Source organism: Stenotrophomonas oahuensis, from assembly GCF_031834595.1.
GTDB lineage: Bacteria > Pseudomonadota > Gammaproteobacteria > Xanthomonadales > Xanthomonadaceae > Stenotrophomonas > Stenotrophomonas oahuensis.
Window position 1 is genome coordinate 376820 of the sequence record NZ_CP115541.1, and the last position, 25502, is coordinate 402321.

A 25502-nucleotide genomic window follows, 5' to 3' on the forward strand; every position below is an offset into this window, starting at 1 on the left:
GGGAACGGGTACGGCGGCGCGGAGTGCGGGCTTACTTGTCCATCTGCAGCACGGCGAGGAAGGCTTCCTGCGGAATCTCCACCCGGCCCACCTGCTTCATGCGCTTCTTGCCTTCCTTCTGCTTCTCCAGCAGCTTCTTCTTGCGCGAAACGTCGCCACCATAGCACTTGGCCAACACGTTCTTGCGCATCGCCTTGACCGTGGTGCGGGCGATGATCTGCGAGCCGACCGCGGCCTGGATGGCCACGTCGAACATCTGCCGGGGAATGAGGTCCTTCATCTTTTCGCACAGCTCACGGCCACGGCGGTCGGCATGGCTGCGGTGCACGATCAGCGACAACGCATCGACCTTGTCGCCATTGATCAGCACGTCCACCCGCACGAACGGGCCGGCGTCGAAACGCACGAAGTGGTAGTCCAGCGAGGCATAGCCACGGCTGACCGACTTGAGCTTGTCGAAGAAGTCCAGCACCACCTCGGCCATCGGCAGCTCGTAGCTGATCTGCACCTGGCTGCCGAGGTAGTTGATGCCGATCTGGCTGCCGCGCTTTTCCTCGCACAGCTTGATGATGTTGCCGATGTACTCCTCGGGAGTGAGCACGTTGGCGCGGATGATCGGCTCGCGGATTTCCTCGACCATGTTCACCGGCGGCAGCTTGGCCGGGTTGTCCATGTTGACGATGGAACCGTCGGTCTTGAGCACTTCATACACCACGGTCGGCGCGGTGCTGATCAGGTCCAGGTTGTACTCGCGTTCCAGGCGTTCCTGCACGATTTCCATGTGCAGCATGCCGAGGAAGCCGCAGCGGAAGCCGAAGCCCATGGCCTCGGAGCTTTCCGGCTCGAAGCGCAGCGCCGCGTCGTTCAGGCGCAGCTTGTCCAGCGCCTCACGCAGGTCCGGATAGTCTTCGGCATCGACCGGGAACAGGCCGGCGAACACGCGCGGCTGCATCTCCTGGAAGCCCGGCAGTGGCTTCGGGGCCGGGTCGCCGGCCAGGGTCAGGGTGTCGCCGACCGGCGCACCATGCACGTCCTTGATGCTGGCCGTCACCCAGCCCACCTCACCGGCGCGCAGGGCCGGCAGCACCTTGCGCTTGGGGGTGAACACGCCGACGTTGTCGACCTGGTGGTTGCGGCCGGTGGACATCACCTGCAGCTTGTCGCCAGGCTTGATCTGCCCCTGCATCACGCGCACCAGCGAGACCACGCCCAGGTAGTTGTCGAACCAGGAGTCGATGATCAGTGCCTGCAGCTTGTCGGTATCGCGCGGCTGCGGCGGCGGAATGCGGTGCACGATGGCTTCCAGCACGTCCTGCACGTTCAGGCCGGTCTTGGCACTGACCGGCACCGCGTCGCTGGCGTCGATGCCGATCACGGCTTCGATCTCGCCCTTGGCACGGTCGATGTCGGCGGTAGGCAGGTCGATCTTGTTGATCACCGGCACTACTTCCAGGCCCTGCTCCACTGCGGTGTAGCAGTTGGCGACCGATTGCGCTTCCACGCCTTGGGCCGCATCGACCACCAGCAGCGCGCCTTCACAGGCCGCCAGCGAGCGGCTGACTTCATACGAGAAGTCGACGTGCCCCGGGGTGTCGATGAAGTTCAGGTGGTAGGTCTGCCCATCCTTGGCCACGTACGGCAGCGACACCGACTGGGCCTTGATGGTGATGCCACGCTCACGCTCGATCGGATTGGAGTCGAGCACCTGCGCCTCCATCTCGCGGGCCTGGAGGCCGCCACAGAGCTGGATGATGCGGTCGGCCAGCGTGGACTTGCCGTGGTCGACGTGGGCGATGATGGAGAAGTTGCGGATGTTCCGCATCGAATCAGAGGACATAGGTGGCGGCGGCGCGGCGCGTCGTCAGGATAACGGTGCATTATCGCATGAGCGGCCCGGTCCGGTGCGCTCCCGGCCGCCGAACGCCTCTTGCCAGGTGCCGGACATGACCGGGCCCGCCTGAGCGGGCCCGGGAAACAACGCTGTACCAAGGGTTACGGGGCAATCTTGATCGGCACGAAGGACGTTCTCTCGCCCAGGCGGATCAGCAGCATCACCACATCGCCCTTGCCGTAACCGGCCAGGGCCTTGTTCAGGGCGGCCGCACTGCCGACCGGGGTGCGCCCTACCTGCAGGATGACCATGCCCGGGCGAAGTCCGGCCTCACGGGCGGACTGGCCAGTGACCTTGGTGATGCTCACGCCTTCGCCGGCGTCGAGCTGATTGCTCTTGCGTTGAGCTGCGGTCAGGTCAATGACCTCCAGCCCCAGCAGGGCATTGGCCCCGGCCTGCGGCTTGGCGGCTTCGGCCCCGGTGGCGGTTTCGCCACGGGCGGCGTCTTCGGCCAGCTCGGTCAGGGTGGCGGTCAGTTCGCGCTCCTTGCCGTCGCGCAGCACCACCAGCCGGACCTTGCTGCCCGGCGGCAGCGCACCGATCAACGGCGGCAGGTCGCTGAAGGTGTTCACGGCGGTACCGTTCACCGAGCGGATCACGTCACCGACTTCCAGGCCGGCCTTGGCTGCCGCACTGCCGGGCACCAGTTCATTGACCAGCGCACCGCGGCTGTCGGGCAGCTTGAAGCCCTGCGCGACGTCGCCGGTGATCGCACCGACAATGGCGCCCAGCTGGCCGCGGCTGACCCGGCCGGTCTTCTTGATCTGCTCGACCGCGCCCATCGCCAGGTCGATCGGGATGGCAAAGCTGATGCCCATGTAGCCGCCCGAGGCGGAGAAGATCTGCGAGTTGATGCCGACCACTTCACCACGGGTATTGAGCAGCGGGCCGCCCGAATTGCCCTGGTTGATCGCCACGTCAGTCTGGATGAACGGCACGTAGCGCTGATCCTGGCCACCGGTGCTGCGACCCACGGCGCTGACCACACCCGCAGTGACCGAGTTGTCCAGGCCGAACGGCGAGCCGATCGCCACCACCCACTGGCCGGGCTTCAGCGTATTGGAGTCACCCACGCGTACGGTCGGCAGGTTCTTGCCCTCGATCTTGAGCAGGGCCACGTCGTACTGCTGGTCGCTGCCGATGACCTTGGCGGTGAACTCGCGGCGGTCGCCCAGCTTGACCTTCACCTCTCCGGCATCGGCGACCACATGGTGGTTGGTCAGCACGTAGCCGTCAGGCGAAATGATGAAGCCCGAGCCCATGCCGCGGCCGCGGATGCTGGGACCCTCATCGCCGCCGCCCGGACCCTGCCCCGGCATCGGGAAGTCCGGACCGAAGAAGCGGCGGAAGAACTCCGGCATTTCCTCGTCGCTGGGGCCGGCCCCGCGCGCCTGACGGTTGCTGCGCACGATGGTGGTTTCAATATTGACCACGCCCGGACCGACCTGTTCAACCAGGTTGGTGAAATCAGGCAGCCCGGTCACCAACGGCGCGGCGGGTGCACGCGGTGCCGGCGCGGCGGCGGTGGCCGCAGGCGGCTGCGGGGCCTGGGCACAGGCGATCAGGGGAAGGGTCATGGCCAGCAGGGCCATGGCCTGCGTGCGGGTACGGGCGCTCATCAGACGCGAACCTCCGAGTCAGGAATCAATAGCAGGGGGAAAGGAACAGGGGAAACGCAGGACGGGTCAGTCCTGCGTACGCGGCAGCGGGACCGGTTCGGCCTCCTGCAGACGCGGCTCGAACGGGTAGAACGCGGCTTGTGGCTGCGGACTGGAGAAGCTGGCATTGAGCGCACCTTCAGCGCCCAGCGTGGAACGTGGCCACGGCTTGGCCTGCAGCCCACTGACATTGCCGAACGGCAGTTCGCGGCTTGCACTGGCGGGAACGGTCGGGGCCAACGGGGCCTGGCTGGCGATAGCGCGCTGCGGTTCCGTGGTGCGCGCGGCGACACTGCGCGCCGCCTGCTGGGTGCGTGTGGCGCTGGGCCGGCGCGCGGCCGTGGCTGCAACCGGCACGGCGGCTACCGCAAGAGCGGCATCGGCTACTGCAGCTGAACGATTGGGCGAGGTCGACGCGGCCGGCGGAGACGGCGGCAGTTCGGCCTGGCTGGCGAACACCGGCGTGGCCGGCTCGGCCGGAGTCTGCTCCGGGAGCTGCTCGCGGGTCATGAACAAGGCCACGGCCGCCACCGACGCCGCCAGCGCGGCGCTGCCGCCCCAGCGGAGTAGGCCGCGCCGCTGACGCGGGGCCTGCACGGAAGCGAGCTGCGGGGCGGGCTCAGCGGCCACGGCGGCCTGCACGCGGGCGGCGAAATCAACCGGGGCCGGCGCACAGGCCTGCCCGCGCAGTACGTCGCCCAGCAGCTGCCAGCGCTCGTGGCAGCCGGCCAGCGCGTCGTCGTGTTCCAGCCGGCGCAGCATGAAGCGGGCTTCGTCGGCACTGAGCTCACCATCAATCAGCGCCGACAGCTGCTGGCGGTGGTGGGCGTCGAATTTGTCCGGCACATGGCCGGCGGAATCAGCATTGGGGTTTTCGTGGTTCATACGCGGCTCTTCTCGCGGGTGGCGCTGCCAACATCCAGCAACGGCCGAAGTTCGGTGTCGATCGCCTCACGAGCGCGGAAGATCCGCGATCGCACGGTGCCGATCGGGCACCCCATCTTCTGCGCGATTTCTTCATAGCTCAGACCATCCACCTCGCGCAGGGTGATGGCGGAACGCAGTTCTTCCGGCAGCGACGAGACCGCCTTCATCACCGTGTTCTCCAGTTCCTGGCGCATCAGCTCACGCTCGGGCGTGTCGGTGTCGCGCAGGCGGGTACCGCTGTCGAACTGTTCGGCGTCCCCGATGTCGATGTCATCGGTGGGCGGGCGGCGGTTGTGGGCGGCAAGGTGGTTCTTGGCAGTATTCACGGCGATCCTGTGCAACCAGGTATAGAACTGGGCGTCGCCTCGGAAGCTGTTGATCGCGCGATACGCGCGGACAAAAGTGTCCTGGGCCACGTCCTGACATTCACTCCAGTCGGCGATGTAGCGCCCGATGAGGGCGACAATCCGGTGCTGGTACTTGCGCACCAGTACATCGAACGCCGCGCTCTCGCCGCGCTGCACGCGCCGGACCAGTTCCAGATCCAGCTCCTGTGGTGTTTCAACCTCGGCCATGCGGGGCCGCACTCCTGTCAGCCCAACCGACGTCGGGCAATGAGACTGCCAATCCCGGGAAAAGTTCAGCGCTCCGTGAGGAATGCCGTACCAGCTTTTAACCACCGTTCCGTTAAGGTTTCCGCTCACGGTCGTGAACGGTCGTTGCGGATACCCCAGCTATAGGGATTTGACGGGGAGGAAACAACCTCTGGATCATAGCCCCCTTCTCCATACACAACCGGATGGAACGTCCCCATGCTCTCAGGCTTCGATGGGCTCCGCTTCTCGCATTGGCACCCACAGATCCGTGACGATGGTGTCGTGGTGCTCAGCCTTGACCGCCAGGACAGCAGCGTCAACGCCATGTCCCAGGACGTATTGCTGGAACTGGGCGACCTGGTGGAGCGGCTGGCGCTGGATCCGCCCAAGGCGGTGGTGGTGCAGTCGATCAAGCCGGCCGGCTTCATCGCCGGGGCGGACCTGAAGGAATTCCAGGAGTTCGACCGCCGCGGTACGGTCAACGATGCCATCCGCCGCGGCCAGACCGTATACCAGAAGCTATCCGAGCTGCCCTGCCCGACCGTAGCCGCCATCCACGGCCACTGCCTGGGCGGCGGCACCGAGCTGGCGCTGGCCTGCCGCTACCGCGTGGCCTCCAATGACGCTTCCACCCGGATCGGCCTGCCAGAAACCCAGCTGGGCATCTTCCCCGGCTGGGGCGGCAGCGCGCGCCTGCCACAGCTCGTCGGCGCGCCGGCGGCGATGGACCTGATGCTGACCGGCCGCACCCTGTCAGCCTCGGCGGCCCGCAACATCGGCCTGGTCGACAAGGTGGTGGCCCCGGCGGTGCTGCTGGATACCGCCGTCGCGCTGGGCCTGTCGGGAACCACCCGCCCGTTCAAGCAGCGCGCCACCGCCTGGGCGACCAATACCTGGCTGGCGCGCAAGCTGCTGGCCCCGCAGATGGCCAAGCAGGTGGCGCGCAAGGCCAAGAAGGACCACTACCCGGCCCCATACGCGCTGATCAACACCTGGGCACGCAGCGGCAGCAGCCCGATCCAGACCCGTCTGGATGCGGAGCGCCGCGCCGTGGTGAAGCTGGCCAGCACCCCCACCGCGCGCAATCTGATCCGCATCTTCTTCCTGACCGAGCGCCTGAAGGCCTTGGGCGGCAAGGACCACGGCATCCGCCACGTGCACGTGGTCGGGGCCGGCGTGATGGGCGGCGATATCGCCGCATGGTCTGCCTACAAGGGCTTCGAGGTCACCCTGCAGGACCGCGAGCAGCGCTTCATCGACCCGGCCATGGAACGTGCGCAGGCGCTGTTTGCCAAGAAGGTCAAAGATGAAAGCAAGCGCCCGGCAGTGGCCGCGCGACTGAAGGCCGACCTTGCCGGCGACGGCGTGGCCCAGGCCGATCTGGTGATTGAAGCGATCATCGAGAACCCGGAAGCCAAGCGTGCGCTTTACCAGACGCTGGAGCCGAAGATGAAGGCCGATGCGCTGCTGACCACCAACACGTCGTCAATTCCGCTGGTGGAGCTGCGCGACCACATCCAGCGCCCGGCCCAGTTCGCCGGCCTGCATTACTTCAACCCGGTGGCGCAGATGCCGCTGGTGGAAATCATCCACCATGACGGCATGGACCCGCAGACCGAGCAGCGCCTCGCCGGTTTCTGCAAAGCGCTGGGCAAGTTCCCGGTGCCGGTGGCCGGTACGCCGGGCTTCCTGGTCAACCGTGTGCTGTTCCCGTACATGCTGGAAGCAGCCACTGCGTATGCCGAAGGCGTGCCGGGCCCGGTGATCGACAAGGCGGCGGTGAAGTTCGGCATGCCGATGGGCCCGATCGAACTGCTCGACACGGTTGGTCTGGACGTGGCCGCCGGCGTAGGCCATGAGCTGGCTCCGTTCCTGGGCCTGCAGATTCCGGCCGCGCTGCAGACCGTCGAGCCGGGCAAGCGCGGCAAGAAGGACGGCCAGGGGATCTATAAGTGGGAAAACGGTCGCGCGCAGAAGCCCGACGTGCCGGCCAACTACCAATCCCCCACAGACCTGGAAGACCGCCTGATCCTGCCGCTGCTCAACGAAGCCGTGGCCTGCCTGCACGAAGGCGTGGTGGCCGATGCTGACCTGCTGGACGCCGGGGTGATCTTCGGCACCGGTTTCGCGCCGTTCCGCGGCGGCCCGATCCAGCACATCCGCGCCACCGGGGCGGATGCGCTGGTCGAGCGGCTGAAGCTGCTGCAGCAGCGGTACGGGGATCGTTTCGCGCCGCGCCCGGGTTGGGATTCGCTGGTGTTGCGCGAACCAGTGGTGTGACGCAGATCAACGCCGCCGCAAGGCGGCGTTGCTGCTTTCCGGACGACCTGTTGCTCGAATGGGGCATCCGGGCAGTGGCGTGACGTGCCATGCTGACGTTCTGTCCACGCCAGCGAGAACGCCCGCATGACCACCATCATCGCCCCGCGCGTCCATGATATCGGCGGCCTGGAAGTGCGCCGCGCCGTTCCCACGCTGCAGGCCCGCAGCGTTGGGCCGTTCGTGTTCGTCGACCAGATGGGTCCTGCGGTGCTGTCGGCCGGTGCCGGTATCGACGTGCGCCCGCATCCGCACATCGGCCTGGCCACGGTCACCTTCCTGTGGTCCGGTGCCATTGGCCACCGCGATACGCTCGGCTCGGACCAGGTGATCCGCCCGGGCGACGTGAACTGGATGACCGCCGGGCGGGGTATCGCGCATTCCGAACGCACGCCGCCGGTGGAGCGTGAGCACGACCACCCGCTGCACGGCATGCAGACCTGGGTCGCGTTGCCGAAGAATTTCGAGGAAACCGATCCCGCGTTCTATCACCACAGTGCCGCGACCCTGCCGCAGCAGCATCGTGACGGGGTGTGGTTGCGGGTGATCGCCGGGCGCGCTTACGGTGAAGAATCGCCGGTCAAGGTGTTCGCGGATACGTTGAACGTGGCCCTCGACCTGGAGACCGGCGCGGAACTGGACCTGGATACCGGCCACAAGGAACGCGCGATTTACGTGCTGGAAGGGGACCTGCAGCTGGACGGTGTGGACGTGCCGGCACAGCACCTGATCCTGCCGGAGTTCAACGCACGTGGGCGGCTGCGTGCGAAGACGCCGGTCAAGGCGATGCTGCTGGGCGGCGAACCGCTGGATGGCCCGCGTCACCTGTGGTGGAACTTCGTGTCCAGCTCGAAGGAACGGATTGAACAGGCCAAGCACGATTGGGAAGCGGGGCGATTCGGGACGATTCCGGGGGATGACAAGGAGTTCATTCCGTTGCCGGGTTATTGAGGTTGCCGGGCAAGCCCGGCACTACGTCGGCTTATCCGGATACGGGCGCGTCACGACGCGTTCACGGAATTTCACGCACTTTCTGCCGTTCGTCGGCAGCTGACGCGCCCTTCACCCGGATGAACCGCGCTTCAGCTACGTTCGCCGCAGCCCTCCTCCCCCGGGCGTCTGCGGAGACATGCAATGAACATGGCAAAGCGATTGGCGGCCGAGTTCCTCGGCACGTTCTGGCTGGTACTGGGCGGCTGCGGCAGCGCCGTGCTGGCGGCGAAGTTCGGCGGGGACGGCAATCCTCTCGGCATCGGCTTCGTCGGCGTGGCCTTGGCCTTCGGCCTGACGGTGCTGACCGGGGCGTATGCGTTCGGGCACGTCTCGGGAGCCCACTTCAATCCGGCGGTCACGGTGGGGTTGTTCGCCGGGGGACGCTTTCCCGCCCGCGACGTGGTGCCCTACATCCTGGCGCAGGTGGTGGGGGGCGTTCTGGCCGCCTGGATCCTCCTGCACATCGCCAGCGGAGCACCCGGCTTTGCCATTGACGGCAGCCAGGCTGGCGCGTTTGCCAGCAACGGCTACGGGGCACTGTCGCCGGGCGGCTACAGCGTGGCGGCCGCCTTCCTGTGTGAGGTCGTCCTGACCGCGATGTTCCTGGTGGTGATCATGGGCGCGACGCACGGTCGTGCTCCCGCCGGCTTTGCCCCGCTGGCCATCGGCCTGGCCCTGACCCTGATCCACCTGATCAGCATTCCGGTGACCAACACCTCGGTAAACCCGGCGCGCTCCACCGCCGTCGCGGTGTTTGCGGGCAGCGGCGCGCTGAGCCAGCTGTGGCTGTTCTGGCTGGCCCCGTTGCTGGGCGGGGTGATCGGCGGCATCGTCTACAAGTGGATCGGGGCCGAACCCCGCCCCGGCTGACCATACGCCTAGCCGGATTCAGATACATTTGAAACAGTTATTTGAAGATCCGGTCACATTCCGTTAAGGTCAAAATCACCAGCCCGTCACGCGACCGGAGATTGGACGCTCCGGCTCCGTGGCCCTGCCATTCGACTTCTTGGGGGAAGCATGAACGTCCTGCGCGCTGTTGTAACGCTGTGCCTGCTGTTGAGTGCCACCGTGGCCTCCGCTCAGGCCACCGCCGAATGTCCCAACCTGCCGGCCGACAGTGGCCTGCAATGGAAGGAACAGGCGGAAAACAACTATCTGTCGTGCAAAGCCACGACGGCTGACGGGCGCGAAGTTCTGAGCCTGACGCTGACCCAATCCGATCCGAACATTCCGCTCTCGCGCCCGCTGCGCCAGGAGAAGGGCACGTTCGCCGGCGAAAGCATGTACTGGTACCTGCCCGACCTGGGTGGCCAGACACCTCCGGGCTACGCCGACCGGCGAATGACCACGGTGAAGCTGGACAAGAACAAGTACGCGCAGATCTCGCTGTATCCCAGCGACTCCAAGGAACTGGGTTCCCTGCAGACGCTGACGCGGGGCATGGCGCTGGGCTCGTCGGCGGTTGCTTCCGAGCGTTGAGGGTAGATGGGGGTGCCGGCCAGCGGCCGGCACTACCTTTTAAAAGCGGCCTTCCTGGAAATCCACGAACGCCTGCATCAGTTCCTGCCGCGTGTTCATCACAAACGGCCCGTGACGCATGACCGGCTCACGCAGTGGCCGGCCTGCCACCAGGATCAACCGGGCACCTTCGGCACCGGCCTGAAGCTGCAGCACCTCGCCTCCCCCCAGCACCGCCATTTCCTGGGCTTTAACCGGGCGCGCCTCATCGCCCTGCCCGACCGTCAACGCCCCCTCGAACACATAGGCGAACGCGTTATGCCCATCTGGCAGCACGTACTCCCAGGCCACGCCCGGGTTGAGTTCGATGTCCAGGTACACCGGATCGGTGGCCGGCTGCGCAATCGGCCCCACGGTGTCGCCTACCTGCCCGGCAATCACCTTCACCTGCACGCCCGCCGCCGGCTGCACCACCGGAATGCGCTCGGGCGCGAATTCCTGGTACTTCGGGTCAGTCATCTTCTCGCGTGCCGGCAGATTCACCCACAGCTGGAAACCGCGCATGCGCCCGGACTCCTGTTCCGGCATTTCCGAGTGGACCAGGCCACGACCGGCGGTCATCCACTGCACGCTGCCCGGGGTAAGAAGGCCCTCGTTGCCGTGGTTGTCCTTGTGCCGCATGCGCCCGTCCAGCATGTAGGTCACGGTCTCGAAGCCGCGGTGCGGGTGGCTGGGGAAGCCGGCGAGGTAGTCCTCGGCCTTGTCGGTGCCGAACTCGTCCAGCAGCAGGAACGGGTCCAGGTCCGGCAGGTCGGGGCCGCCGATGACACGGGTCAGGCGCACGCCGGCCCCGTCAGAGGTGGGCATGCCACGAATGGTGCGCTGCACACGCACGGGGGTTGGGGTGCTCATGTTGACTCCATCGAAAGGTTACCCGGTACAAGATGGGCGCAGCTTCTGGAGCCGCCAACGGCCACGCCCGCAACCCATTGTTCCAGACACAAGACCCATACGACCAAAGTACTAGCGGCAAGCCACCGCGATTGCATTGACCCGGTCCATGACTGGGCAGACTCTTAACAGGCACTCCAGGGAGACGCACATCTCATGAAAGGTTTTTCCAAGCTGGGCTGGGCCGCGCTCGCGCTGCTCGGCGCATTCTGTCTTGGCACCGTCGCATTGCGGCGGGGCGAACACATCAATGCCTTGTGGATCGTGGTTGCCGCGGTCTCCATCTACCTCATCGCCTACCGCTTCTACAGTCTGTTCATTGCCGACAAGGTGATGCAGCTCGATCCCACCCGGGCCACGCCTGCGGTGATCAACAACGACGGCCTGGACTACGTGCCCACCAACAAGCACGTGCTGTTCGGCCACCACTTTGCTGCTATCGCCGGCGCGGGCCCGCTGGTCGGCCCGGTGCTGGCGGCGCAGATGGGCTACCTGCCCGGCCTGCTCTGGCTGGTGGTCGGCGTGGTGCTGGCCGGCGCGGTGCAGGACTTCATGGTGCTGTTCCTGTCCAGCCGCCGCAACGGCCGCTCGCTGGGTGACCTGGTGCGCGAGGAAATGGGCCAGGTGCCGGGCACCATTGCCCTGTTCGGTGCCTTCCTGATCATGATCATCATCCTGGCCGTGCTGGCGATGGTGGTGGTGAAGGCGCTGGCGGAAAGCCCGTGGGGCATGTTCACCGTGATTGCCACGATGCCCATCGCGATCCTGATGGGCATCTACATGCGCTACATCCGCCCGGGCAAGATCGGTGAGATCTCCGTGGTCGGCCTGATCCTGCTGCTGCTGGCGATCTGGTACGGCGGCAAGATCGCCGCCGACCCGGTGTGGGGTCCGGCCTTCACCTTCACCGGCAGCCAGATCACCTGGATGCTGATCGGCTACGGCTTCGTCGCATCGGTGCTGCCGGTGTGGCTGCTGCTGGCTCCGCGCGACTACCTGTCCACCTTCCTCAAGATCGGCACCATTGTGGCGCTGGCGATCGGCATCCTGATCGTGATGCCGGAACTGAAGATGCCGGCGCTAACCCAGTTCGCCGCCAGCGGCGACGGCCCGGTGTGGAAGGGCGGCATGTTCCCGTTCCTGTTCATCACTATCGCCTGCGGCGCGGTGTCGGGTTTCCACGCGCTGATCTCCTCGGGCACCACGCCCAAGCTGCTGGCCAATGAAAGCCACATGCGCTACATCGGCTACGGCGGCATGCTGATGGAATCGTTCGTTGCGGTGATGGCATTGGTGGCCGCGTCGATCATCGACCCGGGCATCTACTTTGCGATGAACAGCCCGGCGGCGGTGATCGGGGCAGATGCGGTGTCCGCCGCGCACTACATCACCAACACCTGGGGCTTCACCATCACGCCAGAACAACTGGAAGCCACCGCGGTTGCGATTGGCGAACCAACCATTCTGCACCGCGCCGGTGGTGCACCCACGTTGGCGGTGGGCATTGCGCAGATCCTGCATGAGGCCATTCCCAGCGGCAGCAACGCGATGATGGCGTTCTGGTACCACTTCGCGATTCTGTTTGAAGCGCTGTTCATCCTGACCGCCGTGGATGCAGGCACGCGTGCCGGCCGCTTCATGCTGCAGGACCTGCTGGGCAATTTCATTCCGGCGCTGAAGAAGACCGAGTCGTGGACCGCCAACATCATCGCCACCGCAGGTTGCGTGGCGTTGTGGGGCTACCTGCTGTACACCGGCGTGGTCGATCCGTTTGGTGGCATCCAGACCTTGTGGCCCCTGTTTGGCATCTCCAACCAGATGCTGGCCGGTATTGCGCTGATGCTGGGCACGGTGGTGCTGTTCAAGATGAAGCGTGACCGCTACGCCTGGGTCACCGCGGTGCCGGCGGTGTGGCTGCTGATCTGCACCACCTACGCGGGGCTGATCAAGATCTTTGACAGCAACCCGGCGCAGGGCTTCCTGGCGCAGGCGCACAAGTTCCAGGACGCGATTGCCAGCGGCACCATCACCGCACCGGCCAAGAGCGTGGCGCAGATGCAGCAGATCGTGGTCAACGCCTACGTCAACACCGGCCTGACCGTGCTGTTCCTGTTCGTGGTGTTCTCGATCCTGGCCTATGCGATCAAGACCATTGTGGTGGCGCGTCGTTCGCCGCAGCGCACGGACAAGGAAACCGCGTACGTGAAGCTGGAACCGCACCAGATGGCGGACCTGTAATGGGTACCGGTCTTGTTCCTGTCAGTCAGTACCAGGCCCACCGCCGCCTCTGGCGGCGGCTGGTGCAGACCGCGCGGCTTTGCTGCGGTATTCCGGACTACGACAATTACGTGCGGCACGTGCTGGAAAAACACCCGGACCGCACGCCGATGGACTACAAGACGTTCTTCCGCGAGCGTCAGGAAGCCCGCTACAGCGGGCGCAACGGTGGTCGTTGTTGTTGACTGCCGGTTGATCGTTTGAAATGAAAAAGGCGACGCAGATGCGTCGCCTTTTTTTGTAGAGCACTCGGGCTATGGCGCGAGCGAGCACGGTGAGTGGCCTGCCACCAGCGCCTCGAATCGCGCCAGCGACGGTTCGAAGCACTTTCGCAATTCCGGGACCTGGTTGATCCGATCGCTTTCGGTGTACATGACCACGTGCATGGCTTCCACCAGCCGGGCGATTCGCCCCAGCGGATCTTCAATCCGGCAACTGCTCCTCCCAAACGCTTCCAGGTCCACCCGGGCCGCCATCAGGCCCTTCTGGTGATTCAGACTCAGCGCCAGCACATCGCTCGGGTTGTAGCAGGTTGTGCAGACAATGTCGTAAGCCGGCGACATTTTCACCGCACCTCGGGCAGGATCCTCATAGGTCACACCGAAGTTCTTCAGATGCGCATCCCCGTTGCCAACGAGGACGGACAACGCGACCTGGTCAAAAAGTTGTGCCAGCGCCGCCGATCGATGCTCGCTCGAGCAATAGGCGGTGAGCACTTTGGCAACCTGCTCATAACTGAGCCGGTACTTCGCTTCCGCGTTGAGGCCCACCAGGGCAGCAACGTCTTCAAACCCGATTGGGGTTCCTGCCGGCGTTCGATCAAACCGGCGCATGACGAAGCGTTTGCCGTCCTCTGACAGGAAGAATTCCGGAACCGCAATTCCAGCCTCCCTTGCAATCGACATGCACAGGTACTCATTGATGGCCAGACCCGGGAAATGGGCACCTTCAGTTTTGACGATGAGTTCCCGGGTAGGCAGAAGCGCCTTTCCGAACACTGCCGGTGTCTGCTCGGGAACCAGAAGCTTCGGCTGCATACCGGAGACACCTGACCGCATGAGGTATTCCTCGGCCAGTTCCTGGAACAAGTCGTGTGTTCCCTGGTCTGCCAGCACACGCCCAAGGTCCACGCCTACTGCTCCCCCAATGGTGAAGTCGGGGCTTTCAAGCGAAACGCGACCGATCCCGGCTTCCCCTCCCGTCATTGCAAGCAGCAACATGGAATCAAGGTCGGTGGTTTTCCCGAACCGATGTTTCAGCATCTCCAGCATGTGACCTTCTGGAAGGTTCATCTGGAAAATGGCCATGGGTTCGGAGCCTTCGTAAGGCTGCATGACCACCGGCATGCCCAGAGAGACAGCGCACGATGGCAAGGCGTGCGGCGCGTAGGTAAAGGCGTAGTACCCCAGGTAGTCCAACTGCCCTGACAAGCCCTGCGGCGTCGATACCGTCATGGTTGTCCGCCGGTCCATCATGCGCCTCTGCCCGGCTTGCCGGGACGGGCTCGACCACGAGGCGGCTCCACCAGTCCCAGCAGCGCCTGCATTTCCGCCGTAGTTGGCTTGAAGGCAGGCACCACGTTGAGTTCGGCCCCCATGCTTTCCAGTACCGCGACAGCCGACCCCAGGGCAGTCCCGGCAGCCCCCTTCTCCAGTTCGATGATCGTTTTCCGGTTTACACCAGCGGCGGCAGCCAAGGCTTCCTGGCTCAGGCCGCGCTCGATGCGCATGCGCCTGATTTGATCGGCGAGTCGACTGAGAATGACGTCCTTCATGTCCGATATTATACACATGACCAAGGCCATGTCCTGAATATTGGACACATAATATCCATTATCACGGACTTTAAGATAAAAATGTCCTATATTTTGGACATCCTACTAACCGGTAGCGCCGGCCATCCACTTCAGGATGAGGCCGGTCACATACGCCAAGCCGGTACCGGTTGCATAACCCACCGTACCCAGCAGCACTCCCACCGGTGCCAGCGTGGGGTGGAACGCGGCTGCTACTACGGGTGCCGACGCTGCCGCACCAATGTTGCCCTGCGAACCAATCGCAAAGAAGAACAACGGCGCACGCACCAATTTGGCGACAATCCACAGCACCAGGATGTGGGTCAGCATCCAGATCACGCCGAGCAGGAACAGCCACGGGCGATCCAGCAGCGAAAGCAGGTTCATCTGCATGCCGATGCAGGCGATCAGGAAATACAGGAATACGGTACCCAGGCGCGAAGCACCGGCCGCCTCCAGCTTGCGCGCGCGGGTGAAGCTCAGGGTCAGGCCCAATGCGGTGGAAAGCAGCACCACCCACACGAACTGGCTGTCCAGGCTGAACTGGCTGGCCCAGCTGATGTTGGCCTTGAACCAGCCGCTCAGCGGCGCAGCAACGGCATGCGCCGCCCCCACCCCGCCCAACGCGACGCCGACGATCACCATCAGATCGGTCAGCGTGGGAATGCGCGCGTTCTGGGCCTCATAAGCGCTGATGCGCGCCTTCATTTCATCGATGGCACGGGTGTCGGCCCCGTTGCGGGCGTCGATCTGCTGGGCGCGGTTGGCCAGGAACAGCAGGATCGCCATCCACAGGCTGGCGCAGGCCACGTCGACGACGGCGAACTGACCGAAGGTGGTGGCGTCGGTGCCGAACACCTCGCGCATCGCCACCATGTTGGCCCCGCCGCCGATCCAGCTGCCGGCGAGTGCCGCCATGCCTGCCCAGGTGTCGCCAGCCACGGTTTCCGGGTGGATCAGCTTCATCACCTGGAAGGACACGATGGCCCCCAGCATGATGCCGGCGGTACCGGCACAGAACACCACCAGCAGCTTCGGGCCGAGCTTCAGGACGCCCTTGAGGTCGATGGACAGGGTCAGCAGCACCAGCGCGGCCGGCAGCAGCACGTCACGGGCGATGGGGTTGTACAGCGATGTGTTGTGGCCGTCGATCAGGCCGGTGGTGTTGTAGATCGCCGGAATGAAGTAGCACAGCAACAGGGCTGGTACCCATGCGAAGATCTTTTTCAGCAGCGGGGTGGGACCGCTGGCAGCCCAGAAGATCAGGGCCAGGGTGGCGGCAATCAGGCCAAGGCCTACGATGTCGCTGGTAATCAGGGCGGTACTCGGTTCGGTCGGCATGCTGCCATCCTCTGTCGATCGAAAGGGCAAAAAAAAGCGCCACATCAGGCGGCGCTTTCTGGAGCTTAACATTGTCTTCACGGCGTGCCACCTTGCGCCGCCCGCTTGCCCTATTCAGCTTTTGTCCCGGGCAGCGAGGCCCCAAGATCAAGAATCACCCGGGTGCCCCGTGGTTCGCTGGGTTCGATCGTCAGCCCCCAGCCCAGGTGTTCGCACAGCCGCGCAATCAACTCCAGGCCGATGCCATCGCCCTCACCACGGTCACCGCGCGCCATGCGCCCGTACACGGCGGCGATTTCCTCCGGGCTCATGCCCAGGCCCGGGTCCTGCAGGGTGACCACTGCGCGCTCGGACAGCGACAGGCTGATGGTGCCACGCCCGCTGTTTTCGATGGCGTTACGCAGCAGATTGCCGATAGCCGCCTGCACCACGCCCAGAGGGGCGATGATGTCCAATCGTGGCAGCGGCTGCATTTCAATATGCAGGTCCTTGTCGCCCAGCAGATGGCGGTGGTCCTCGACAATTTCCGGCAGCAGTGCGTCCAGCGCGATGCGCTCCTTCAACGCAGCCAGACGCGCCGGTTCGCGCGCCAGTACCAGCAGCAGCTGGATCAGCTGCTCTACCCCCTGCGCACTGCGGTGCACGCGCTGCATCTGCTGCCGCGCGCGTTCGGGCACGTCCGGTTGCTCCAGCGCCAGTTCAGATGCGCCGGTGATCACCGCAATGGGCGTCCGCAGTTCGTGACTGGCGGTACTGATGAAGACCCGCTCACGTTCGACGAACTGCTCGTTACGGCGCAGATAATCGTTGAGTGCGTCAGCAATGACGTACAACTCGGAGCTGCCTCGCGGGTCCACGTCCACCCGCTGGCCGGGCACGCCCGGACGCAGGTCATGGATGTGCCGGGCCAGCGAGCGCAGCGGCTGCACCAGCCGGCTCACACCGATCGAGGCCATCAGCACGGTCACGATGATCATGACGACGCCGGCAAGCATAACCCAGCGCGTGGCGAACTCTTCAAGCTCGTGGAAATCATTGATGTCCAGTGCCAGCGCCAGCCGGCCCTGGGTGGCGGTGTCGCGGACCATTACGGCGGCCGAACGCTCATTGATCACCACGCCATCGTGCAGCCCGGGATGCAGCGTGCGCAGCACCGGGGGCAGCGCCGGGTCGTCGTTGATGGTGAACAACCGCAGCGTGTCCGAGTCCTGCCAGCGATAGTGCGGCTCGTGCTCGACATGGCTGATGATGCTGTCCAGTTCGGAATTGAGCAGCGCGCGCCATGCCGAATGCTCGGCATGCTCGTGCACGTAGTTGCCCACACTGAACACCGCCACCGAGATCAGCGCCAGGTAAGCCAGCAGCCACCAGACCAGGCGACGGTGCAGCGGGCCGGGTTTACGCAGACGCATCGCTGCCTTCCGTGGCCGTGGTGGCCAGGCGGTAGCCGACGCGCGGCAAAGTGTGGATCAGTTTGGTGGCGAACGGACCGTCCACGCTGCGGCGCAGTTCGTACACGTGCGAGCGCAGCAGGTCGCCATCGGGCAGTTCGTCGCCCCACAACGCGAACTCCAGCTGCTGGCGGGTGACCGCCGCCGGACTGGCGCGCATCAACACTTCCAGCAGTTTGCGGCACGCCGGGTACAGGTGCAGCACCTGTCCATCGCGACGCGCTTCCAGGGTCGCCAGGTCCAGGCTGAGGTCGGCCACTTCCAGCACCTTGCGCGGATTGCGCCCATGCGCGCGCACCTGCAGCGCTTCCAACCGCACTTCAAGTTCCGGCAGCGCGAACGGTTTGGTCAGGTAGTCGTCGGCCCCGGCGCGGAAGCCGGCGATTTTGTCGGGCAGTTCATCGCGGGCGGTCAGCATGATCACCGGCACCTCGGAACCGTGTTCGGCACGCAAACGGCGCAGCACCTCCGGTCCTTCCATGCGCGGCAGCATCCAATCAAGAATCACCGCGTCGTAGGCGTGGGTTCCCGCCAGGTGCAGGCCGGTGATGCCGTCCGGCGCGACGTCCAGCACGTGGCCGCGTGCCTCGAAGTATTCGAACAGGTTGGCCACCAGTTGGCGGTTGTCTTCGATGACCAGCAGGCGCATATGCGCGGTTCCGGGGGTAATAACAACCATGGTAGCGTCGAGAATGTCGAAATACGGTCGCAATTGGCCCGATTCGACGCCTTTCTTACATCCCCCCGTCCAGAGTACGCCTTTTGGCCGCGACGTCCCCCGTGACCCGAATGCTGCTGCGCCCGCACTGGCGCGTCCTGATCTGCCTGGCCCTGCTGCTGACCCTTGCGGCCGGCCTCGGGCTGCGTTCACCCTCGCCCCCGGACGAGCCACGCTTCGTGTTGGCCGCGCGTGACATGGTGGAGAGCGGCCAGTGGCTGCTGCCACACCGGGGCAGCGAGCTGTATGCGGAAAAGCCACCGGTGTTCATGTGGATGCAGGCGGCCACGTATTCGGTGATGCGCGACTGGAACCTGGCGTTTCTGATCCCTTCTCTGCTGGCCGCGCTGGCGACGCTGTGGTTGTGCTGGGACCTCGGCCGGCGTTTATGGGGCCGGCGCGTGGGCTGGTGGGCGGTGCTGGCGCTGATGAGCTGCCTGCAGTTCGGGCTGATGGCCAAGCGCGCGCAGATCGACATGGTGCTGGTGGCGATGACCACGCTTTCGCTGTGGGGCCTTTTGCGGCACCTGCTGGAACGCCCCAACACGCGCGCCTTATGGGTGGCCGGCATCGCCGCAGGGTTGGGCACGGTGACCAAGGGGGTGGGCTTCCTGCCCCTGCTGGTGTTGCTGCCGTGGGCGCTGTGGCGCTGGCAGACACGTGCCCGCCCCCACGCGTATGTGGCCCCTGCCCGCCCGCTGCTGTGGCTGCTGCCGGCGTTTCTGCTGGGCACCGCGGTGTGGCTGGGTCCGCTGGGCATTGCCCTGCTGACCGCGCCCACGCCGGAACTGCAGGCCTACGCGCACGAACTGTTGTTCAAGCAGACCGGCACGCGTTACGCCAATGCCTGGCACCACGTGCAGCCGGCCTGGTACTACCTGCAGGTGATGGCCACTTTATGGCTGCCCGGCAGCCTGCTGTTACCGGCGCTCGCCCCCGGCTGGTGGCGCAGACTGCGCCGGCAGGATGCGCGCTGGTGGCTGCTGCTGGGCTGGGCGCTGCTGGTACTGGTGTTCTTCAGCGCCAGCCCGGGCAAGCGCGAGGTCTACATCTTCCCGATGCTGCCGGCGCTGTGTGTGGCCGCCGCGCCACTGCTGCCCGGCCTGCTGCGTCGGCCGGGCCCGCGCTGGGTTTTGTTGGCCTACGCCACCGTGCTCGGCGTGGCGGCGCTGGTGATCGGCGTGCACCTGCTCGGCGGCAGCCCATGGGCGCACGCGCAGCTGGCCAAGCGTGCGATGCCCGACAGCCTGCTGGATCCGCTCGGGTTGTGGCTGTTCGGCTTCGGTCTGGTGATGGCGGTACTGATCGCATGGCTGCGGCTGCGCCGTGCCGGCCTGTTGGCGGTACTGGCCTCGTTGCTGCTGTGGAACCTGTATGGCTGGGGCCTGATGCCGGCGCTGGATCCGTACAGTTCCGCGTCGGCAGTGATGCAGCGGGTGGGCGAGCGCATCGGCCCGCAGGCTGAACTGGGCGCGGTCGCCTGGCGCGAGCAGAACCTGCTGCAGGCCGACCGCCCGGTGACGGATTTCGGCTTCAAGCGCGACTGGAATGAGCAATGGTTGGAGGCCGCGCCGTGGCTGATGCAGGCTCCGCACAACCGCTGGCTGCTGGTCGCCGAACCGGCACTGAGCCAGTGCGTGGACCGCACCCAGTCGGTGTCCATTGGCAGCGCCAACCGCAATGACTGGTGGCTGGTGCCGGGCACCGCGCTGGATGCGCAATGTCATGCGACGGTGGTGGGCGGTGAGGCGATGGGCGATGACGGCGATTGATGAACGTCCGCACGCGTTTAACGGGTGCCAAACGTCGCTCTGACCGGCCTCCGACAGCGCGCTGACGAGCATGGCCCGGGTCCTTTCTGACGGCGGTTGTCCGCATGCGCCCTGTTCCTGCCGCGACGCTTGTCGCGAACTCGTTTCCCCGCGCGGTTCCCACTACGTTCCTGACCCGACACCTGCTGTTGCCCTGGATCGCGGCGCTGCTCGTGAGCTGGGCGCTGATGACCGCCGGTGGCGACCAGTGGCTGGCTGACCAGCTCTACCGCCTGGAAGGCCACCGTTGGGTGTTGCAGAACGCGTGGGTCACGACCCACCTGATCCACAAGGGCGGCAAGTGGCTCAGCGCCTTTGCCACGCTGCTGGCATTGCTGGCCTGCTTCCACGCGTGGCGACATGCGCGCTGGCGCGCCTGGCGTTGGCCGCTGCTGTACGTGGTGCTTGCAGTCGGGCTGGGCACCGGCGTGGTGTCGCTGCTGAAATCGCTCACCCACATGGACTGCCCCTGGGACCTGACCCGCTATGGGGGTCTGCGCGAGTACGTGGGCCTGTTCGCCACACGACCGGCCGACATGCCACGTGGGAGGTGCTTCCCGGCCGGGCATGCCAGTGCCGGCTACGCCTGGGTCAGCCTGTACTTCTTCGCGCTGCTGGTGCGCCCGGCTTGGCGCTGGCGCGGGCTGGCGGTGGGGCTGCTGGCCGGGGCGGTGTTCGGGTTCGCCCAACAGCTGCGTGGTGCACATTTCCTCTCGCACGACCTGTGGACGCTGGTCACCTGCTGGACGGTGGCACTGGGGCTGTATCTTGTGGCCCTTGCGGTGTCGCGACCGGCCCACTAGCCTTCGGGCGGTAATTCACCACCCAAGGATCTGCCCGTGAACCACCGCCCGCTTTTGCTGGCCCTGGCTGTTGGTGCTGCCGCACTGACGCTGGCGGCCTGCCAGAAGGAACCGTCCCCCGCCGCCACCCCGGCGGCCGGCACCGCCAAGCCCACCGAGACCGCGGACCAGTTCATTGCCCGCGTCAATGCCGAGTACAAGGCCATGTACCCGGAAATGACCTCGGCGCAGTGGCTGTCGTCGACCTACATCAATGACGATTCCGAACGCGTGGCGGCCAAGGCCAACGAGCGCTGGCTGACCGTGCTGAACGGCTGGATCGCCCAGGCCGGCCAGTACGACGGCCAGCCGATGAGCGAAGACACCAAGCGCCAGCTGCACCTGCTGAAGCTGATGACCGCCATGCCGGCCCCGCGCGACCCGGCCAAGCTGGGCGAGCTGACCCGCATCGCCAGCCGCATGGAAGGTGCCTACGGTGCCGGCAAGTACTGCACCGACGAGGCCAACCCGGCCACCTGCCGCCAGCTCGGCGACCTGGAACAGGTGCTGGCGCGCAGCCGCGACTACGACGCGCAGCTGGATGCCTGGCAGGGCTGGCATGGCACCACCAAGCCGATGCGCGCCGATTACCAGCGCTTCGTTGGCCTGGTGAATGAAGGCGCGAAGGAAATGGGCTTCGCGGACGCCGGTCAGATGTGGCGCAGCGGCTACGACATGCCGGCCGACCAGATCGGCCCGGAAACCGACCGCCTGTGGGAACAGGTCAAGCCGATGTACGAGCAGCTGCACTGCTATGCGCGTACCAAGCTGGACACCACCTACGGCAAAGACAAGGCCGAAACCCAAGGCGGCCTGATCGCCGCGCATCTGCTGGGCAACATGTGGCAGCAGGACTGGTCGAATCTGTGGGACCAGCTGGAACCCTACCCCGGTGCTGGCAGCCTGGACATCACCGCCGCCCTGGAAAAGCAGTACCAGGGCAACCTGAGCGGGGCCATCGCCAAGGCCGGCGGCAGCAATGCCAGCATGGAAGCGCTGTACAAGGCGCAGCGTGATGCCGAACTGCGCACCGCCAAGCAGATGACCGAGCGCGCGCAGGACTTCTACGTGTCGCTGGGCATGCCGGCGCTGCCGAAGTCGTACTGGGAGAAGACCCAGTTCATCAAGCCGCTGGACCGTGATGTGGTCTGCCATGCCAGCGCGTGGGACATGAACATGGAAGGCGACGTGCGCACCAAGATGTGCATCAAGCCGAACGAGGAAAACTTCACCACCATCTACCACGAGCTGGGCCACATCTATTACGACCTGGCCTACAACCCGCTGCCGCCGCTGTTCCAGGGCGGTGCCAACGACGGCTTCCACGAGGCCATCGGCGACACCATCGTGCTGGCGATGACCCCGCAGTACCTGAATTCCATCGGCCTGGTCGACAAGCCGCAGGAAAGCCGCGAGGCCACCATCAACGCGCAGATGCGCATGGCGCTAAGCGGCGTGTCGTTCCTGCCGTTCGGGCTGATGATCGATCGCTGGCGCTGGGGCGTGTTCGACGGCTCGATCACGCCGGAGAACTACAACAAGGCGTGGTGGGACCTGAAGGCCAAGTACCAGGGCGTGGCTCCGGCCAGCGCGCGCGGCGAGGAGTTCTTCGACCCGGGTGCCAAGTACCACGTGCCGGGCAACACCCCGTACACCCGCTACTTCCTGGCGCGCATCCTGCAGTTCCAGTTCTACAAGGGCCTGTGTGACGCGGCCGGCTACAAGGGCCCGCTGCACCAGTGCAGCTTCTACGGCAACAAGGAAGCCGGGCAGAAGTTCTGGGCCATGCTGAGCAAGGGTGCCAGCCAGCCGTGGCAGGCCACACTGAAGGAGATCACTGGCGGCGAGAAGCTGGATGCCGGCCCGATGATCGAGTACTTCACTCCGGTCAACGAGTGGCTGAAGCAGCAGAACCAGGGCCAGATGTGTGGCTGGCAGGCTCCGGGCGCGGTGGCTTCCGCAGCGCCGGCAGCAGCGGCACCCGCCAAGCAGTAATACGGCATTTGTGATGATTCAAACAACGCCCCGCAAGGGGCGTTGTTCGTCTACGGGAAAATAGCGACCACTTGAAACCTCTTGCATTTCACCAGTTCCTTTTCTGTGGCGCACTATCGCATCTAGACCAACAGGACAGGCCAGATGCGTTATCCCATCATGATTGAAGCAGGCGATCACAACACCGCCTGGAGCGTGGTTGTTCCGGACCTACCCGGCTGCTATTCCGCTGGCGACACATTGGACGACGCAATAATGGCCGCGGAGGAAGCTGCCGCCGCATGGATTGACGCGGCATTGGACGCTGGCCAGACCATTCCCGCCCCCTCTCAGGATCATGAGATTCTTAAGAAAGACGTATACAACGGTTGGCGGATCGATCATGTCTTCGTGCATGTAGAACGAATGCTTCCGGGTATAAACAGGTGAATGCAGCAGGCGTCATCCGAGGGTTTCTCGTCTTTCTGGGGCAAGACGACACAAGCCTCGAACCGGCGCAGCTCAGCGATCAACCCGCCCACCCCTTCCCTTGCGACGACCGACATCGCGTCGGAGATCGTCATTGCTGCGTAGCTCTCCCACAAACGAGACACCCCATCGCTTCCGACCAGAACATGCAAGGGCCGCTCCCTATGCAGCAGAACCGCGGAAGCGTTCATGGCGCTTTCTGGATTGAGGGTGAGCGCTGTGGTTCCTTCGTTATCTTGCTGCCGAGCTCGTCTCTCACGAAGTGAAGCGAGCGTCTTACCTGAAAAGCCTGACGCTGGCTTCCACCTTCCAATTGAGACTGCGTCCGCCATCCTCCGCGCCTTCGTGACGTCTGCTTCCAGAGTACCCTGAGCAGTTGCAAAGAAGCAGTCAGAGTACCTGTGTACCTCCATCCTGACTCGCCCATCAAGCTCGGAAACCTCGACCATGACGGCGGCAGCCACGGGCCAACTCCAATCAGGGACAGGGCAGCCAGAGCATTGAATGAACTCAGCTCTAAGCTCACCAATCACTTCCCGAAGCTGGGCTGGATTGAACGTCTGCTCAACGAAGCGGGTCTTCAAGCACTCAGACAATCGGCGTGCGAACCAGCCGGAGTTGGACTCGTTCTGGAACACGGTGAAGGGCTCATCTGTCAGTGGGGATGCCCCGTCAATCGCCCACATCAGAATCGTCCCTCCACGCGCCACGTGTCCCGTAACATCCTCGCTCGGCATATCCATGTAGGCACCACTGCCCGCCTGATCGACCCAGAATTCCGTCATGGCACTCCTCCACCATTCTTTGATAGCGCAATCTGAATGGTGCGAAGTCCACCTGAAATGACATCTTCCTCCATATACTCTCGCTGAAGATCCTCTTCAATGGCATTCGCTTCGATCAGATCGAGAATGGATGCGTCCACCAGACGTGCCTTGAAATCCATGAACGACAGCAGCACCAGTTCCTTGTGGGCGCGGGACCAGACAGTCGGCTGCGCGAACCGGACATTCCTGACAGTGCAACCGCCGGACGCAGCTACGCGCCAAACCTCGCTGATACAGTCATAGTCGAGGCCCATCATTCGACCGTACTGCATGATTGCCGAATTGGCGCGACTAAAGGCCGGATTCTCAGGAACTGAGAACAAGCTTCCCAGTGACGGCTCTTCAACGACTAGAATCCCCGAGGCGCTTAGACGATTCAGCAATCCACTGACGATTCGTTCGCGATCCTTCAGATGAAGCAGAGTAAAGCGACAGGTGATCAGGTCGAAACCCTCATAAAGACCGCCCCACTCCTCGATCTTCCGAAGATCCTCCACCATATAGCGAACGTTCTGAACTCCAAGCAGTTCAGCCTCATGCGTCGCCAATTCTACTTGCGCCGCGCTAGAGTCCATACCGACCACTGTAGCGTCCGGGCACATCTGCGCTATCCAGCGCGAAATCCCACCATGCCCGGATCCAACCTCCAGAGCCCTACCCGCCTTGCACGGCAAGTAAGGCAATAGAAATTCTCTGGTCCCAGCATCGTAGACCTCGGCGGTTATGAGCAGCCGCTTCCTATCGCGCTCACCGGTCGACAACGGGTACTCGGATTGCCGCCCGTCGCCCTGACTATTGCCAGAACCCGGCCGCCCGAGCCCAACTTCCCGTGCTACAGCCCAGTAGTACTCCGGAACGTCATTTGGTCGAGATGCGGACGTGCTTACCCACTGAGACTCGGTATGCTCGTCACTTACGTTGATCGCGTCGCCGTCACACCTACAATTGAAGAACGTCAACAAAACATCCTTGTTCGGTACGATGGTGCACGACCGGCTTCCAATATAGGCCGTATCGGTGATGATAAGCCCGCACTCTTCGAGAACTTCGCGGGCAAGTGCCTCCTCCATGCTCTCTCCGCTTTCAGGTCGACCGCCCGGCAGCTCAAGTTCACCACGCGGGTTCCTCAGAAACAGCACTCTACCCGTCGCGTCCCTGATCACCGCTTTCACACTAATGGG

At 64.6% G+C, this 25502-nt stretch carries 22 protein-coding genes; 10 read left to right on the forward strand and 12 right to left on the reverse strand.

From position 1 onward, the window contains the following. Positions 1–31: 31 nt before the first annotated feature. The 4 genes from lepA to rpoE all read right to left on the reverse strand — a co-directional run bounded on the left by lepA (position 32) and on the right by rpoE (position 5051). Positions 32–1822 (reverse strand): translation elongation factor 4, encoded by a 1791-nt coding sequence (gene lepA / locus PDM29_RS01755; protein WP_311193863.1) that lies wholly within the window; start codon positions 1820–1822, stop codon positions 32–34. Positions 1823–1992: 170 nt separating this feature from the next. Next, positions 1993–3510 (reverse strand): DegQ family serine endoprotease, encoded by a 1518-nt coding sequence (locus PDM29_RS01760; protein WP_311192188.1) that lies wholly within the window; start codon positions 3508–3510, stop codon positions 1993–1995. A gap of 66 nt (positions 3511–3576) precedes the next feature. Beyond that, a complete protein-coding gene (locus PDM29_RS01765; protein WP_311192189.1) occupies positions 3577–4434 on the reverse strand; it encodes a sigma-E factor negative regulatory protein in 858 nt (285 codons plus the stop codon). Further along, the gene (gene rpoE, locus PDM29_RS01770; RefSeq protein WP_311192190.1) at positions 4431–5051 is read right to left on the reverse strand and encodes an RNA polymerase sigma factor RpoE; all 621 of its coding nucleotides are present in this window, start codon (positions 5049–5051) and stop codon (positions 4431–4433) included. The genes PDM29_RS01765 and rpoE overlap by 4 nt, the downstream gene beginning before the upstream one ends. A 237-nt stretch (positions 5052–5288) precedes the next feature. On the opposite strand from rpoE, the gene PDM29_RS01775 reads away from it, so the two are divergent. The 4 genes from PDM29_RS01775 (at position 5289) to PDM29_RS01790 (ending at position 9866) form a co-directional block, all read left to right on the forward strand. Continuing rightward, positions 5289–7352, forward strand: coding sequence for a 3-hydroxyacyl-CoA dehydrogenase NAD-binding domain-containing protein (locus tag PDM29_RS01775; protein ID WP_311192191.1), 2064 nt, complete (start codon positions 5289–5291; stop codon positions 7350–7352). 126 nt (positions 7353–7478) lie between these two features. After that, entirely contained in the window at positions 7479–8342 is an 864-nt protein-coding gene (locus tag PDM29_RS01780) for a pirin family protein (protein ID WP_311192192.1), read from the forward strand. A gap of 183 nt (positions 8343–8525) precedes the next feature. Next, positions 8526–9254, forward strand: a complete 729-nt coding sequence (aqpZ, locus tag PDM29_RS01785) for an aquaporin Z (protein ID WP_311192193.1) — start codon at positions 8526–8528, stop codon at positions 9252–9254. Between the two features lie 150 nt (positions 9255–9404). Then, entirely contained in the window at positions 9405–9866 is a 462-nt protein-coding gene (locus PDM29_RS01790; protein ID WP_311192194.1) for a hypothetical protein, read from the forward strand. 39 nt (positions 9867–9905) lie between these two features. On the opposite strand, the gene PDM29_RS01795 is transcribed toward PDM29_RS01790, so the two are convergent. Beyond that, positions 9906–10757 carry a pirin family protein gene (locus PDM29_RS01795; RefSeq protein WP_311192195.1) on the reverse strand — a complete coding sequence of 284 codons (852 nt, stop codon included), beginning with the start codon at positions 10755–10757 and terminating at the stop codon, positions 9906–9908. Between the two features lie 195 nt (positions 10758–10952). Here PDM29_RS01795 and PDM29_RS01800 point away from each other — a divergent pair, with 195 nt between their 5' ends. Both PDM29_RS01800 and PDM29_RS01805 read left to right on the forward strand, forming a co-directional pair. Further along, positions 10953–13034: a carbon starvation CstA family protein gene (locus PDM29_RS01800; RefSeq protein ID WP_311192196.1), complete on the forward strand. Its 2082-nt coding sequence runs from the start codon at positions 10953–10955 to the stop codon at positions 13032–13034. Further along, the gene (locus tag PDM29_RS01805) at positions 13034–13258 is read left to right on the forward strand and encodes a YbdD/YjiX family protein (protein ID WP_125360992.1); all 225 of its coding nucleotides are present in this window, start codon (positions 13034–13036) and stop codon (positions 13256–13258) included. The genes PDM29_RS01800 and PDM29_RS01805 overlap by 1 nt, the downstream gene beginning before the upstream one ends. 69 nt (positions 13259–13327) lie before the next feature. Here the strand turns inward: PDM29_RS01805 and PDM29_RS01810 are convergent, their stop codons facing one another. The 5 genes from PDM29_RS01810 to PDM29_RS01830 all read right to left on the reverse strand — a co-directional run bounded on the left by PDM29_RS01810 (position 13328) and on the right by PDM29_RS01830 (position 18309). Beyond that, positions 13328–14527, reverse strand: coding sequence for a type II toxin-antitoxin system HipA family toxin (locus PDM29_RS01810; protein ID WP_311192197.1), 1200 nt, complete (start codon positions 14525–14527; stop codon positions 13328–13330). A 17-nt stretch (positions 14528–14544) separates the two neighbouring features. Further along, positions 14545–14895 (reverse strand): helix-turn-helix domain-containing protein, encoded by a 351-nt coding sequence (locus tag PDM29_RS01815; protein WP_311192198.1) that lies wholly within the window; start codon positions 14893–14895, stop codon positions 14545–14547. Between the two features lie 57 nt (positions 14896–14952). After that, entirely contained in the window at positions 14953–16209 is a 1257-nt protein-coding gene (locus tag PDM29_RS01820; protein WP_311192199.1) for a DUF819 family protein, read from the reverse strand. A 110-nt stretch (positions 16210–16319) separates the two neighbouring features. Beyond that, positions 16320–17621 carry a sensor histidine kinase gene (locus PDM29_RS01825; protein ID WP_311192200.1) on the reverse strand — a complete coding sequence of 434 codons (1302 nt, stop codon included), beginning with the start codon at positions 17619–17621 and terminating at the stop codon, positions 16320–16322. Beyond that, positions 17608–18309, reverse strand: coding sequence for a response regulator transcription factor (locus PDM29_RS01830; RefSeq protein WP_311192201.1), 702 nt, complete (start codon positions 18307–18309; stop codon positions 17608–17610). Before PDM29_RS01830 ends, PDM29_RS01825 begins: the two co-directional genes overlap by 14 nt. A gap of 140 nt (positions 18310–18449) precedes the next feature. Between PDM29_RS01830 and PDM29_RS01835 the strand changes: the two genes are divergently transcribed. The 4 genes from PDM29_RS01835 to PDM29_RS01850 all read left to right on the forward strand — a co-directional run bounded on the left by PDM29_RS01835 (position 18450) and on the right by PDM29_RS01850 (position 23455). Further along, positions 18450–20150 carry an ArnT family glycosyltransferase gene (locus PDM29_RS01835; RefSeq protein WP_311193864.1) on the forward strand — a complete coding sequence of 567 codons (1701 nt, stop codon included), beginning with the start codon at positions 18450–18452 and terminating at the stop codon, positions 20148–20150. 104 nt (positions 20151–20254) lie between these two features. Further along, positions 20255–20992 carry a phosphatase PAP2 family protein gene (locus PDM29_RS01840; RefSeq protein ID WP_311192202.1) on the forward strand — a complete coding sequence of 246 codons (738 nt, stop codon included), beginning with the start codon at positions 20255–20257 and terminating at the stop codon, positions 20990–20992. A 36-nt stretch (positions 20993–21028) separates the two neighbouring features. After that, positions 21029–23026, forward strand: a complete 1998-nt coding sequence (locus tag PDM29_RS01845; RefSeq protein ID WP_311192203.1) for a M2 family metallopeptidase — start codon at positions 21029–21031, stop codon at positions 23024–23026. Positions 23027–23170: 144 nt separating this feature from the next. Further along, positions 23171–23455: a type II toxin-antitoxin system HicB family antitoxin gene (locus PDM29_RS01850; protein WP_311192204.1), complete on the forward strand. Its 285-nt coding sequence runs from the start codon at positions 23171–23173 to the stop codon at positions 23453–23455. Here the strand turns inward: PDM29_RS01850 and PDM29_RS01855 are convergent. Then, positions 23407–24279 carry a hypothetical protein gene (locus PDM29_RS01855; RefSeq protein ID WP_311192205.1) on the reverse strand — a complete coding sequence of 291 codons (873 nt, stop codon included), beginning with the start codon at positions 24277–24279 and terminating at the stop codon, positions 23407–23409. The two genes, PDM29_RS01850 and PDM29_RS01855, sit on opposite strands and share 49 nt — an antisense overlap. Continuing rightward, positions 24276–25493, reverse strand: coding sequence for an NUDIX domain-containing protein (locus tag PDM29_RS01860; protein WP_311193865.1), 1218 nt, complete (start codon positions 25491–25493; stop codon positions 24276–24278). Before PDM29_RS01860 ends, PDM29_RS01855 begins: the two co-directional genes overlap by 4 nt. Positions 25494–25502 lie beyond the last annotated feature (9 nt).